The 13,351-nt window shown below is 61.2% G+C and carries 10 protein-coding genes; 6 read left to right on the forward strand and 4 right to left on the reverse strand.

The genetic code is table 11. From position 1 onward, the window contains the following. Window positions 1-60: 60 nt before the first annotated feature. Both C4J91_RS05805 and C4J91_RS05810 read left to right on the forward strand, forming a co-directional pair. Window positions 61-1,035, forward strand: a complete 975-nt coding sequence (locus tag C4J91_RS05805) for a GTP-binding protein (RefSeq protein WP_124361461.1) — start codon at window positions 61-63, stop codon at window positions 1,033-1,035. Further along, window positions 1,032-2,207, forward strand: a complete 1,176-nt coding sequence (locus C4J91_RS05810; protein WP_124361462.1) for a PotD/PotF family extracellular solute-binding protein — start codon at window positions 1,032-1,034, stop codon at window positions 2,205-2,207. Before C4J91_RS05805 ends, C4J91_RS05810 begins: the two co-directional genes overlap by 4 nt. An 80-nt stretch (window positions 2,208-2,287) precedes the next feature. Here C4J91_RS05810 and C4J91_RS05815 read toward each other — a convergent pair whose 3' ends face one another. Both C4J91_RS05815 and C4J91_RS05820 read right to left on the reverse strand, forming a co-directional pair. Then, entirely contained in the window at window positions 2,288-4,705 is a 2,418-nt protein-coding gene (locus C4J91_RS05815; protein ID WP_124361463.1) for a glucose/quinate/shikimate family membrane-bound PQQ-dependent dehydrogenase, read from the reverse strand. Window positions 4,706-5,183: 478 nt separating this feature from the next. After that, window positions 5,184-7,202 (reverse strand): TonB-dependent receptor, encoded by a 2,019-nt coding sequence (locus C4J91_RS05820; RefSeq protein WP_124361464.1) that lies wholly within the window; start codon window positions 7,200-7,202, stop codon window positions 5,184-5,186. Between the two features lie 169 nt (window positions 7,203-7,371). Between C4J91_RS05820 and C4J91_RS05825 the strand changes: the two genes are divergently transcribed. Together C4J91_RS05825 and C4J91_RS05830 are read left to right on the forward strand one after the other, a co-directional pair. Further along, window positions 7,372-7,605 carry a VF530 family DNA-binding protein gene (locus tag C4J91_RS05825; protein ID WP_124361465.1) on the forward strand — a complete coding sequence of 78 codons (234 nt, stop codon included), beginning with the start codon at window positions 7,372-7,374 and terminating at the stop codon, window positions 7,603-7,605. 4 nt (window positions 7,606-7,609) lie between these two features. Next, window positions 7,610-8,227 (forward strand): Pr6Pr family membrane protein, encoded by a 618-nt coding sequence (locus tag C4J91_RS05830; RefSeq protein WP_124361466.1) that lies wholly within the window; start codon window positions 7,610-7,612, stop codon window positions 8,225-8,227. A gap of 135 nt (window positions 8,228-8,362) precedes the next feature. Here C4J91_RS05830 and C4J91_RS05835 read toward each other — a convergent pair whose 3' ends face one another. Together C4J91_RS05835 and C4J91_RS05840 are read right to left on the reverse strand one after the other, a co-directional pair. Next, complete coding sequence (locus C4J91_RS05835) at window positions 8,363-9,130, reverse strand: siderophore-interacting protein (RefSeq protein ID WP_124361467.1); 768 nt, start codon at window positions 9,128-9,130, stop codon at window positions 8,363-8,365. Beyond that, entirely contained in the window at window positions 9,127-9,675 is a 549-nt protein-coding gene (locus C4J91_RS05840) for a PadR family transcriptional regulator (protein WP_124361468.1), read from the reverse strand. Before C4J91_RS05840 ends, C4J91_RS05835 begins: the two co-directional genes overlap by 4 nt. Window positions 9,676-10,191: 516 nt before the next feature. Here C4J91_RS05840 and C4J91_RS05845 point away from each other — a divergent pair. Both C4J91_RS05845 and C4J91_RS05850 read left to right on the forward strand, forming a co-directional pair. Then, window positions 10,192-10,683, forward strand: a complete 492-nt coding sequence (locus C4J91_RS05845) for a CS1 type fimbrial major subunit (RefSeq protein ID WP_124361469.1) — start codon at window positions 10,192-10,194, stop codon at window positions 10,681-10,683. 121 nt (window positions 10,684-10,804) lie between these two features. After that, window positions 10,805-13,330 carry a CS1-pili formation C-terminal domain-containing protein gene (locus C4J91_RS05850; protein ID WP_124361470.1) on the forward strand — a complete coding sequence of 842 codons (2,526 nt, stop codon included), beginning with the start codon at window positions 10,805-10,807 and terminating at the stop codon, window positions 13,328-13,330. The last annotated feature ends 21 nt before the right edge of the window (window positions 13,331-13,351 follow it).

The following is a 13,351-nucleotide window of genomic DNA, read 5'->3' on the forward strand; positions in this document are numbered from 1 at the left end:
TACGTGGCGCTCTCGGGTTTTTCGCGAGCAAGCTCGCTCCTACAGGAGGCGGAGGTAAATATGAGCATTGCTCTAAATGTGATCACCGGTTTCCTCGGCAGCGGCAAAACCACCTTGCTCAAGCGCCTGTTGCAGGGCGAAAGCCTGGGCGACACCGCGTTGCTGATCAATGAGTTCGGCGATGTCGGCATCGACCATCTGTTGGTGGAGGAAGTCGCGCCAGACACCGTCCTGCTGCCCAGCGGCTGTGTGTGCTGCTCGATTCGCGGCGAGTTGAAAGACGCACTGCTCGGCCTGTTGCAACGCCGTGAACGCGGGGAAATTCCGGCCTTCAAACGGGTGATCCTGGAAACCACCGGCCTGGCCGATCCGGCGCCGATCCTCGCCACGCTGAACAATGACGTGCAACTGCGCGGGCGTTTTCATATCGGCCTGGTGATCACCCTGGTCGATGCCAGCCATGCCGCCTTGCAGGAACGCCTGCACCCGGAGTGGCTGGCCCAGGTGGCGGCGGCGGACCGGCTGTTGCTGAGCAAGACTGACCTGGTCGACGATTGCGCCGCGCTGCGCGAGCATCTGCACGCCCTCAACGGCGGTACGTTGATCCTCGATACCCAGGCGATTCACAGCGGCGATCAGCTGCTGCTCGGCGAGGGCGTGCGCGGCACCGAGCCCGCCGTCGAGGTCAGTCGCTGGCAACTGCATCAACCCGCCACGGCCAACCACGGCGCGGCGCAGGTGTGCTGCCTGAGCTTCGAACAACCGCTGGACTGGGTCGGGTTCGGGGTGTGGTTGTCGATGCTGCTAAGATGCCACGGCGAACGAATCCTTCGCGTCAAAGGACTGCTCAACGTGAACGCAAGCTCGGCCCCCATCGTCATCCATGGTGTGCAGCACTGCCTGCATGCCCCGGTGCATTTGTCTGCCTGGCCAGGCACTGAGCGCCAGTCGCGCCTGGTGTTCATCCTGCGCGGCCTCGACCCCGCGCTGTTGCGCCGTTCCTTCGACGTGTTCGCGCGGCGGTTCGCGGCATGATCACACTGCGCGTTCTCGGTACCTCCGTGACCTTGCTCGAGTGCCTGCGCGTGCGGGCCGAGCAGGAGCTGGGCATTCGCCTGGTGTACCAGGTGCATGATGTGGAGCAAGCCCAGCGTATCGCGGTGATGCAGCCGGACAGCTACGACCTGTACGACCAGTGGTTCCACAACGTCGACTTCGTGTGGCCGGCGCGGGCGATCCAGCCGATCGACACGCGGCGCATCGCGCTGTGGCATGAGATCAACGACCTGCCCAAGCGCGGTCGACTGTCGCCCAACGACCGCCTGGGCAGTGGCAGCGTGCCGAGTGAGCGGCTGTTCGTGCAGCACGACGGCAGCCTCGGCAGCAGCGCAACCGAGCGCATCAGCATGCTGCCGCTGACCCACAACGCCGACAGTTTTGCCTATCGCCCCGAGCGTTTGCCCGAAGGTTTCTGCCACGGCAACGAAAGCTGGGGCTGGCTGCTCGACCCGGCGTGGCGCGCGCGCACCGCCCTGCAGAGCGACGCCGCCATCGGTGCCCTGGATGCCGCGCTCGCCGTGCAGGGTGCGGGGCTGGCGCAGTTCCGGGACATCGGCAACATGAGCATCGAGGAGATCGACGTGCTGGCCGAGATCCTGGTGCGCAAGCAGAAGGAGGGGCACTTTGCGGCGTTCTGGTCGGACGATGAAGAAGCCGCGCAATTGATGCTCAGCCCGAGCATCGACATCCAGAGCCTGTGGTCGCCGACCTTGATGCGCCTGCACCGTGCCGGGGTGAAATATCGGCTCGCCGTGCCGCGCGAAGGCTATCGCGCCTGGTTCGGCGGCTTGTCGTTGTCGCGCCATGCCCAGGGGCCGGTGCTGGATGCGGCCTATGCCTACCTGAACTGGTGGTTGTCCGGCTGGCCGGGGGCGGTGATGGCGCGCCAGGGTTACTACATCGGTAACCCGGCGCGTACCCGCGATCATCTGAGCAGCGCCGAGTGGGATTACTGGTACGCCGGCAAGTCTGCGCGTGAAGAGCTGTCGGGCAGCGATGGCTTGCCATTGATCGACATCGGCGAGGTGCGCGACGGCGGCTCCTATGAGCAGCGCATGGGGCACATTGCGGTGTGGAACTCGGTGATGGACGAGCACAACTACCTGGTGCGCCGTTGGGGCGATTTCATGCGCGCACGTTGCCTGTAAGCCCCGCGAGCGCCTATCAGGCGTGCACAAAAAAGGCGGCTACCCATCGGGTAGCCGCCTTTATTTTACCGCCGGGTTACTTAATCCGGCAGTTTGAACGCCATCACGTAGTCACCCTGCTTGGTGCCCAGGGAACCGTGACCGCCGGCCATGACCAGCACGTATTGCTTGCCGTCCTTGCCGGTGTAGGTCATCGGCGTGGTTTGCGCGCCTGCAGGCAGACGGCCTTCCCACAGTTGCTTACCGTTTTTCACGTCGTAGGCACGCAGGTACTGGTCGAGGGTGCCGCTCAGGAACGCTACGCCACCTGCAGTGGTGAAGGTACCGCCCAGGCTTGGCACGCCCATGGTCAGCGGGATCGGAACCGGCGAGCTGTCACGCACGGTGCCGTTCTTGTGCATCCAGATGGTTTGGTGGGTGGTCAGGTCGACCGCCGCCACGTAACCCCAGGCTGGTGCCTGGCATGGCAGGCCCAGCGGCGAAAGCAGCGCTTCGAGGATCACACCATACGGCGCGCCTTTGTTCGGCTGTACGCCTTCAGTTTCGCTGACACGTGGGCCTTGCTTGGCGATGTCGGCGGCCGGAATCAGCTTCGATTTGAACGCCATGTAGCTGGGGTTCACGAAAGCGATCTGGCGGACCGGGTCAACCGAGATGCCGCCCCAGTCGAACACGCCGAAGTTGCCTGGGTACACGATCGAGCCTTGCAGCGACGGCGGCGTGAACGGGCCATCGTAGCGCATCGACTTGAAGTCGATCCGGCACAGCATCTGGTCGAACGGTGTCACGCCCCACATATCGCGTTCTTTCAACGGCGGTGGCATGAAGTTCAGGTCGGACTTGGGCTGGGTAGGGGAGGTGCGATCGCCGGCAACGGCGCCCTGTGGTACCGGAATTTCATTGACTGGCACCACCGGTTGGCCGGTGGCACGGTCCAGCACGTAGATGCTGCCTTGCTTGGTCGATGCCATTACCGCTTGCTTGACGCCGTCAGCGGTCTTGATGTCGATCAGCGAAGGCTGGCCGCCCACGTCCATGTCCCACAGGTCGTGGTGGGTGAACTGGAAGGTCCACTTCACGTGGCCGCTGTCGATGTCCAGGGCGGTCAGGCCGGCAGCGTATTTTTCGGAGTCATCGGTACGGTCGCCGCCGTACTGGTCGGGCATCTGGTTGCCCATCGGCAGGTAGAGCATGCCGAGTTTTTCATCCACGGCGAACATGGACCACATGTTCGGCGAGTTGCGGGTGTAGGTCTTGCCCTCGGCCAACGGGGTGGTGTCGTCCGGGTTGCCGCTGTCCCAGTTCCACACCAGCTTGCCGGTGTGCACGTCGAACGCACGGATCACGCCGCTTGGCTCGTCGGTGGAGACGTTGTCGGTCACGTGACCGCCGATCACCACCAGGTTTTTGGTCACGGCCGGTGGCGAAGTGGAGTAGTAACCGCCTGGGGCGAAGGTGCCGATATTGGCACGCAGGTCGACCTGGCCTTTGTCACCGAAGTCTTCGCACATCTTGCCGGTGTCGGCATTCAGGGCGATCAGGCGGGTGTCGGCAGTCGGCACGAAGATGCGTTTCGGGCAGGCGGTCGGTGCGGCGGCCGGGCTGGCGCTACCGGTCGGGCTCTGCTCGGAGGCATAGGCGGCGTCATCGTGATACGACACGCCACGGCAGGTCATGTGCGCCCAACCCTTGAAGTTCTCGGCACCCTGGGTGGTGATCTTCGGGTCGAAACGCCAGATTTCCTTGCCGGTGTCCGGGTCCAGGGCAATCACTTGGCTGTGCGGGGTACACACGTACAGCATGCCGTTGACTTTCAGCGGGGTGTTTTCCGCAGTAGTTTCACCGGGATCGCCTGCGCCCGGAATGTCACCGGTACGGAAGGTCCAGGCCGGCACCAGTTTGTGCGCGTTTTCCGGAGTGATCTGGGCCAGTGGTGAGTAACGGTCACCAAAGGCCGAACGGCCGTAGGAGTTCCAGTCGCCATCGGCTTGGGCAGGTGCAGCGCTGGCCATGCCAGGCACAGCATCGCGGTCCAGTTGGCCGGTCTTGACCATTTCGCCGGGGTTGGTGAATTGGCTGGCCAGGGCGGCAGCACCCGCCAGCACCACGGCCACGCTCAGCGCGCCGGTGCCCAGCGGCGCGGCTTGACCACGCAGCAATGGACGGCGAAACCATGGCAACAACATGACGATGCCCAAGGCGAACAGCAGGGCCAGGCGCGGCACCAACTGCCACCAGTCCAAGCCGACTTCCCATAGCGCCCACACCGTGCTGGCGAACAGCACCAGTGCGTACAGGCCCAGCGCAGCGCGGCGGGTGGCCAGCAGCAAAACGCCGGTCAAGGTGATGCCGATACCGGCCAGCAGGTAATACAGCGAGCCGCCGAGCATGCTCAGCTTGACCCCACCGGCCAGCAAGGCCAGCCCCATGATCAGCAGCAAGACGCCTAGCAACCTGGGCAGCAGGCGGCTTGGGCTTGAGGCACCATCAGTGCTCATAGTGTGTTTCTCCGTTACGTTGGAATTATGTAAGCCCGTGCTTCACTCACTGTAGATGACGATTCGGCGCGGGCTTGGTTCAGCGTTATTTTTGGTTTTTTCTGTGGATAACTCGGTTATCCACAGGCGGGCAATAAACCCCCAGGCGCAGCTCGATTTAAGACAGCGCTGTCTTTGCGTGAAGGAAAGGTTCGGCAAAGGGGGTAGAACCTGGAGGTGAAGCGTTTCAGATTGTTGCGAAGGATAATGCGGCGGGGCGTTTAGAGAAAGGGTGAATCGCAAGATGCATCATTTCAGATTTGGTAACAGTGACAGATAGTCGCTGCAAAAAACTGTGGGAGGGGGCTGATCGTTCCTACGCTCTGCGTGGGAATGCCTCCGGCGACGCTCCGCGTCGCGCCAACGCCTGGGCACACGTGACGCAGAGCGCCACGGGCTGCGTTACCACGCGGAGCGTGGGAACGATCGTTCGGGTGGGTTAGAAGGTGGTGCGGATGCCGACTTGCACACTGCGCCCCGGCGCTGGCGCAATATCGCGCAGGATCGAGCTGGCGTAGCGCACGGTCTGGTTGGTCAGGTTTTCGCCATTGACGAACGCCAGCCACTGGCTGCCGCCGACATTGAAGTGATAACCGGCGCTCGCGCCTAGGGTTGTATAGCCATCGGTGCCGCTTTCGTTATCCGGCACGCGGCCTTGGCCGGCGGCATGTTCTACGTCGATACGCGCCTGCCAGCGATCCAGCTCCCACAGCAAACCGCTGTTCAAGCGCAGCGGCGCAATGCGCGGCAGGGCTTCGCCGGTGTCCAGGTTGGTTGCACGCGTGTAGTCGCCCGACAGCTCCAGGGCGAACTTGCCGTAGGCGCCTTCGCCGAGTTTCCAGTGATCCTGGGCTTCGAAGCCGGCGAAACGTGCGCGTACCCCGGAATAGCCGTACTCGGGAATACCGCCTGCGTCCTCTTCACCTTCGTCGTTCAATGTACGGCCGGTGCCGAGTAAACCGATGTAGTTGGAGAAGCGGCTGTAGAACACGCCAAAGCTGCCCTTGTGGGTGCCATTGTCAAAGCGCAGGGCCAGGTCGCTGGACACGGCTTTTTCCTTCGACAGGTTGGCGTCGCCCAATTCATAAGTGCCGGTGGCGACGTGCGCGCCATTGGCGTACAGCTCGTAGAACGTCGGGGCGCGCTCGGTGTAGCCCAGGGTGGCGGCCAACGACCAGATCGGCGTCAGGCTGTAGACCGCGCCAGACGACAGGCTGCCTGCGGTGAAGGCATTGGCCTTGTCGGCATTGGCGAAGCGCGCGTTGCCCTTGGCATCCGGGTCGACGCTGGTATGTTCCAGGCGCCCGCCGAGGCTGAGGGTGAGGCGCTCGGTGGCGTGCATTTGCTCAAGAATGAACAGCGCGCCGGCGTTGGTATCGGTCTGGGGCACGAAGGCTTCTTCGCCTAGGGCCGAAAACTCGTTGCGGGTCACTTGCGCGCCGACCACGCCGTCGAATGGCCCGATGGGCTGGTGGCGGGCTTCCACGCGGGCTTCATAGCCTTTGTTCTTGAAGGTGGTGCCGGTCTCGCCCCCTTCGATTTCGCGGTGCTGGTAGTCGGTGTAGCCTGCGTCGATTTTCACCGAGGTAAACGGGCCTTGCAGGTTGCGGATTTCGGAGGCGAACGCGTAATGCTCCTGTTGCATGCGGATGCGCACGTCCTGCTCGGCGGGCGAGCCGTAGTTGCTGTCGTAGTTGCTGTAGGACAGGCCCGCGTAGCCATCGTCCCAGGTGTAGGAACCGCCCACCGCGCCGCCATCCTGGCGCCCGTCGCTGTTGCCCAGGCGACCGTTTTTGCCGGGGCCTGCGTCGGTTTCGGGTGCATGACGGCTGCGCGCATCACCTGGAATTTTCAGGTCGTTGAACTCCCGCGCGTTGGCATCCAGGTGTAAGGCGAAGGTGCCGTCGCCGGCTTCCAGCTTGCCCGCGCTGCTGCGGGTGGTGTCGGCACCGCCGTAGCGCAGTTCACCGGCACCGTGGATGCCCTCGATGGCTGCGGTGGGGATGCGGTTGTCGAAGGTATTAACCACGCCGCCGATGGCGCTGCCGCCGTACAACAGGGCCGCCGGGCCGCGCACGATTTCAATACGCTCGACGTTGATCGGGTCCAGCGGCACGGCGTGGTCATAGGACAGTGACGACGCATCCAGCGCGCCCACGCCGTTGCGCAGGATGCGAATACGGTCACCGTCCTGGCCGCGAATGATCGGCCGGCTGGCACCGGGGCCGAAGTACGAAGACGACACGCCCGGCTGCTTGTTCAGGGTTTCGCCCAGGCTGCCTTTTTGTTGCAGGGTCAGCTCGTCGCCCTCCAGCACGGTGGTGGGCGAGGCGAGTTGCGCGCTGCCCAGGGGATTGCCAGTGATGATCTGCGATGGCAGTTCCAGGGCGTGGGCTTCGGAGCAGATCAGCAGGGCGGCGGCGAGGGGCGACAGGCGCCAGAGACAGGAGAGCGACATCGGACATTCCTTGGCAGGATCTTTGATAAGTATCGTTACAATATAACATCTCTTTTTCGCTGAAAAGGGGAACTTTTACCGACGGGCTATATTCAATCCAGTGCTTCCACCGGTACGCCCCGTCCGCTAAGGTGCGCGGCTGTGTTTCCTCTCTCGCAAAAGGCCCGGCATGACCGCGACAAGCAACGACCCACTCCACGGCGTGACCCTGCAACACGTCCTCACCACCCTGGTGGAACACTACGAATGGGCAGGCCTGGCCGAACGCATTGATATCCGCTGCTTCAGGAGCGACCCCAGCATCAAGTCGAGCCTGACCTTTCTGCGCAAAACCCCATGGGCGCGGGAAAAAGTCGAAGGCTTGTACGTCAAACTGATGCGCACCAAACGCCCGCTGGACTGAGCCCGTGAAGCGTTTTGTGGCGGCGGCCGCGTTGGCCGGTTGGGTGGGGCTGGCGATTCAGCAATACCTGATTCTGTATTCGCGCTGGTCCAGCGGCGCCAGCCTGCTGGGCGGATTGATCAGTTTCTTCAGTTTCTTCACGGTGCTGACCAATACCCTGGTCGTGGTAGTGCTGAGCTATTGGCTGGTCGAGCGCGAGTCGGCCGGCAAGCGGTTTTTCCTCGCGCCGGGTATCAGCAGCGGTATCGCCACGAGCATCGTTTTGGTAAGCCTGGCCTACAACCTGCTGCTGCGGCACTTATGGAGCCCCGAGGGCTTTCAATTCATTGCCGATGAATTACTGCACGACGTGATGCCGGTGCTGTTTCTGATCTATTGGTGGCGGTGCGTGCCCAAGGGCACCTTGCGCCTCAAGCACATCGCCGGCTGGGTGGTTTACCCCTTGGTGTACTTCGCGTATGTACTGCTGCGCGGGCATTCGCTTGGGCAGTATCAGTACCCGTTCATGGATGTGGACAGCCTGGGTTATCCGCAAGTGTTCCTGAATGCCGGGGGGATTTTGCTGGGGTTCATCGTGATTGCGCTGGCGGTAGTGGGGCTGGATAACCGCCTGAAAAGGTGACCCACGATCTAAAGTGGGCACAATCAATGTGGGAGGGGGCTTGCCCCCGATGGCGGTGTATCAGTTAACACAACTCTATCTGACACATCGCTATCGGGGGCAAGCCCCCTCCCACATTTTTTGATCGCGTCGGTCTCATTGCTCTTCGCTGCCTTCCGCACGCCAGTAACCCACGGCCTTGAGGTAATCCTCATTGACCTTGTGCGTATCCAGCAACACCCGCCGCACCTGGCGCGACAGCTTGGTTTCGGTCGCGACAAAGCTATACAACTTTCCGCCGGGCAGCGTGAGGTTGCGCACGACCTCGAGCAGGTCTGCCTCGCCGCGCACCACCCAGATAATCTCGACATCCGCCGCGCTCTCCAGCACTTGCTGCTCTGCCGCATCGGCAATTTCGATCACCGCCAGCACCTTGCGTCCGGCGGGCAGTTCTTCCAGGCGCCGGCCGATGGCGGGCAGGGCGGTTTCATCGCCGATCAGCAGGTAGCTGTCGAAGATATCCGGCACGATCATCGAACCCCGTGGCCCACCGATATACAGGTGCTGGCCGACTTGCGCCTGCTCGGCCCAGGTGGACGCAGGGCCATCGCCGTGCAGCACGAAGTCGATAACCAGTTCGCCACTGTTCAGGTCGTAACGCCGTGGCGTGTAATCGCGCATCGCCGGTTGCGGGCCGTCGCCCTTGATGGTGAACGTCGGGCTTTCCAGGGCCGCTTGTTCGGCGGGGTTCTGCGGGAACAGCAGCTTGATGTGATCATCGCTGCCCAGGCTGACAAAGCCCGCCAGTTCCGGGCCGCCCAACGTAATGCGGCGCATGCGCGGGGTGATGTCCACCACCCGCAGTACCTGCAGGCGGCGGCGTTTGACTTCGTGGGTCACGCGGTGAATGGCTTGTGTGTTCATTGGTCTTTCCCGTCGGCAATGGCTTGTGCGGTGCGGTTGAGCAGCGCCGCGACACGCGTGATTTCGTCCGGGCTCCAGCGCCCGTGATGCGAATGCAAGGCATGGCGCAGGTTGTGCACCGCCTCGTGGATTTCCGGTGGCCGGTCCTGGCCGCGCAGCGAGCGTTTGCTTACGTCCATGCGCATGCGAATGCCTTCGAGGGCAACCGCCTGTTCGCTCAATAAGAGACGACCGGCATCGGTGATTGTGTAGCGTTTTTTTCCGCCCTCGGCGTCGCCCGTAATCAATTCGCTTTCTTCGAGAAAGGTCAGCGTGGGGTAGATCACCCCGGGGCTGGGGCTGTAGGCGCCGTCGAACAGGGTTTCGATCCGGCGGATCAGGTCGTAGCCGTGGCAGGGCATTTCGGCGATCAGCGCCGGTAGCAGCAATTTCAGATCACCCGGCGCAAAGACGCGCGGGCCACGCTCGGCCCGTTCGCGGCTGGGGCGTTTGTCAAAGATGTCGCGGCCGCTACCGGTTGCGCGGTGGGAATGAGGGTCTTTCATCGTCGTGCTCTCTGAAAAATCAAGATACAACTTAAGATATATCTTATCCTGCGTAAAGGCCTTCTCCGATGAGCGGTTCGGCGGCTGCCAAAGGCGATGGCGGACTGGTTATAACGAAATACCGAGTTATTAAAAAACTAAGCTAGGATTAAAAGATTGAGTTAATACTCTAATTGAATGTTTGATTAAGCCGCGTTGTGTCGGTATGTCATACGTTTCTTACAGTCCGAGTTTTTAACGCGTGTAGGCCGTAAGTTTATAGTCTCTTTGTAGGATGTGTATTACAGGTGCTGATGGCATTATTTGTATTTTTTGTTTTTGTCTCACTAGTTATATGGCCTATGGCTACATGCTTTAGAGAAGGCTCTGGCTTACTTTGTTTTTGATTCAGTGGAAGATATGCCTGCGTCCTAAGACACAGCCAGATATTGAAAAGATGTGCTCTTTAAACGCGTGAGAAAGTTGCAAGCTGATCGGGCTTTCAACTCAATTAATGCGATATACAGGTACCTAATAATGCTCAAGAAAACTGCTTTCGTACTGCCACTGGTTATGTTGGCCTTCGGTTCTTCCAGCGTCTTTGCCGCCGGTGAAGCCACCAGCGTCATCAACATCAAGGCAACCATTCCTACCAAACAGTTCCATGCACAACCGCTCAACCCGGACTTCGGTCGCGATGAGACCATGACCTACAACACCGTGACCGGTAACCTGAGCAGCCTGCGCGAAACCTACGCGGTAAAAAATACCGACGGTTCGATCAAGGCTTACATCGAAGGCGGTCCAGCTTCCCTGAGCAACGGCACTGCGTCCATTGCCCTGACCACCTCGTTCAACGGCGTCACCCTGACCGGCTCGCCGCTGGAAGTTGTCGATGATGCCAGCTCCACTCCAGGCACCCAGGCGGATCTGGTTATTGTTCCAGCCAAACCAGCTGACACGGATGCAGGTCTCTTCACTACCAACTTCACCGTGGTGTTCGACCACGAGCCTCGCGTCACCCTGTGAGGGTGAGAAGTTGACCCGTAAACATCGCTTTATTGGGTAGCGGTTACCGATCAACAGGCGGTTCTTCGTCGGTTGATCGGTTCTCAATAGTTTGATTTTCCGTATTCAGAGTATTCCGTTCATGTTCCCGATGACTCCCATCGCGGCAGCGCTTGCCCTGTCGTTTTGTGCGGGCGCGTTAGCTGCTCCAGTGGCCGATGGCACAACACCGCGCAGTTTGCTGGCTCAGAGCAAGGGTTTGCCGGCGGACTTTGAAGAGCACTTTTTCGATGTGCCCCTGGCCGTTCGAGTTGAGCGTGACCAAGAGTTCGTAGGGGAGGCAATGATTGTCTTGTCTCGTGAAGACACCCTGACACTGATTTCGTTTAACGACCATGAAGGAAGCCCGGTCAAGGACGATGAACGTGAGCGCTGGGCCGAGTACCTCAAGCAGCAAGTGCCACTGGGCACCTGCGAGAGTAATTGCCCCGACCAGTTGCTGGCCGTGCACTACAACCTGGAAAAATCCCTGGTCTCACTGCTGACCGAGAACGCCGAGCGCGACACCGAAAGCCGGCGTTATCACGAGCTTCCCCATGAGGGCAGCGCAGGCCTGATTGTGCGTAACCAACTGAACCTTAACGGCGGCCAGGGCCAGGACACGGGCGGGCGCTTTGGGATTGACGCCAGCAGCAGCCTGGGCAATTGGAGCCAGGTGTTGAACGCGCAGTTCTCGCGCCTCGGCGGCCCGGACGACGACGCCCTCAACCATGCGGTGTACTCGCTCTACACCCAGCGCGAACTGGAAGGCCAGTTTTTGCGCCTGGGTTATTTCACACCCAATGCCGAAGGTCTCACCCGGCAACTGCGCACGTTCGGCGCCAGCCCCGACACCGCCATCGGCGTGATGTACGGCAGCTCCGACACCTTGATGATCAACAACCCCAAGGCCAGCATCTATCCGATTGCCATTACCGCCAACCGCCAGGGTTCGGTGGAGATTTATCGCAATGGCCTGTTGATCAACACCCAGCCTGTCACCAGTGGCCTGCAGAACCTGGACACACGTCCGTTGCCCGGCGGGATCTATGAGGTCGAGGTGCGCCTGATAGAAGACGGCCAGGTCACTAACACCACCCAGGAGTTGGTCTACAAGCCCAACAACTGGCGCAACAACGATGACCGCTGGCGCTATAACGTATTTGCCGGCCGGGAAAGCAAGTTGCTCAGCAACTGGGATGAACAGTCCAGTGGCGACACGACCGCCGGCGTCTCCCTCAACTACCTGGCCCACCCGCGCGTGGTGTTGGGCGTTTCGGGGCGCCAGGTCAAAGACAGCATGCAATACGGCACCTCCATCGACTGGACGCTTGCCAGCTCCGCCAGCGTGTACGCCAACGTCTACCAGACCGACAACTACGGCACCGGTGTCGACCTCAACGGGCTCTACAACTATGGTGCCGGCACGGTGGTGTTTAACCACACTCGCAGCTGGCTGGACACCCGTAATACCTACGAATACCTGCCCGATGGCACGCGTATTCGCCAGGTGAATGTGTTTGTCGGCCAGACCAGTAACTCATCGATTTCCCTGAATCACCGGCTCAGTAACCTGCGTTCGGTGAGTGCCAGACTGTCCCACACCGAAGGTAACGTAGAAGGTGTTGGCCTGGACCTGGGCTGGAGCGAGCGCACCCATCTGTTTGGCAGCGACGCCAACTGGCGCTTGTCCCTGTTCGACCGGCCGGGCAGCGCCAGCACTGGCGACAAACGTAATCGCGGCGTCGATCTGAGTGTCAGCGTGGCCCTTGGCGGCCCGGGTGAACAGTGGTCCGCCAGCCTCGGTACGCGCACCGCCCGGGACGGGTCGCGTGATAACAACGCTTCTGTGACCTATCGCAAAGACCTGCAAGACCACCTGCTGCAAAGCGTCTCGGCCACGGCAACTACCGACACCTACGGCATCGGCATGTCAGGCATGGCCAGCTTTGACACCGAAGCCCTGCAGGGCGATGCGTTTGTGCAGCAATCGTCGTTCAACAATGAGCTGAGCGGTGGCTTGAACCTGGAGAGCACCCTCGCCCTCGGCGGCCAGAAGATGGTCCTCACCAGCCAGTATTCCGGTACCGGCGCAGGAATGATTGTCGACGTCGAGACCGATATCGACGACATCGCCCTGCGCGCCGATGACTTCAGTGGCGGCAGCACCGCGTTGCGGATTGGGCGCAACTTTATCCCGATCACGGCCTACAAGGGTGGCTCGGTGACGTTCGACTTTGAGGGCAACCACGCGCCTTCGGCCTCGATCCAGCCGCACCGTGTCAGTTACCACCTGAACAAGGGCGGGGTGGAATACCTCAAGGTCAACGTGATGCAAACCGTGACCGTCCTCGGGCGCCTGGTCGACCCACAGGGCAAACCGCTCAAGGGCCATCACGTCATCAACCACGCCACCCGTGGGGTGAGTGAAGTGGATGGTTTCTTCTCCCTGGAGATGAACGCCAGCTCGCCGACCCTGGAAGTGCGCCACAACAATCAGTTGCTGTGCCAGTTCCGTCTTGATCCGTCCAAAGCGCCCAGCGAAAACAATGTGCTGATGATTGGTGATTTGCGCTGCACGCCGGACACCTTGGCCGATTCCACCCTTAACGCTCAGACCGCTGGTTGAATGTCATGACGAGGTCATCCA

The organism is Pseudomonas sp. R3-52-08, assembly GCF_003851745.1.
GTDB lineage: Bacteria > Pseudomonadota > Gammaproteobacteria > Pseudomonadales > Pseudomonadaceae > Aquipseudomonas.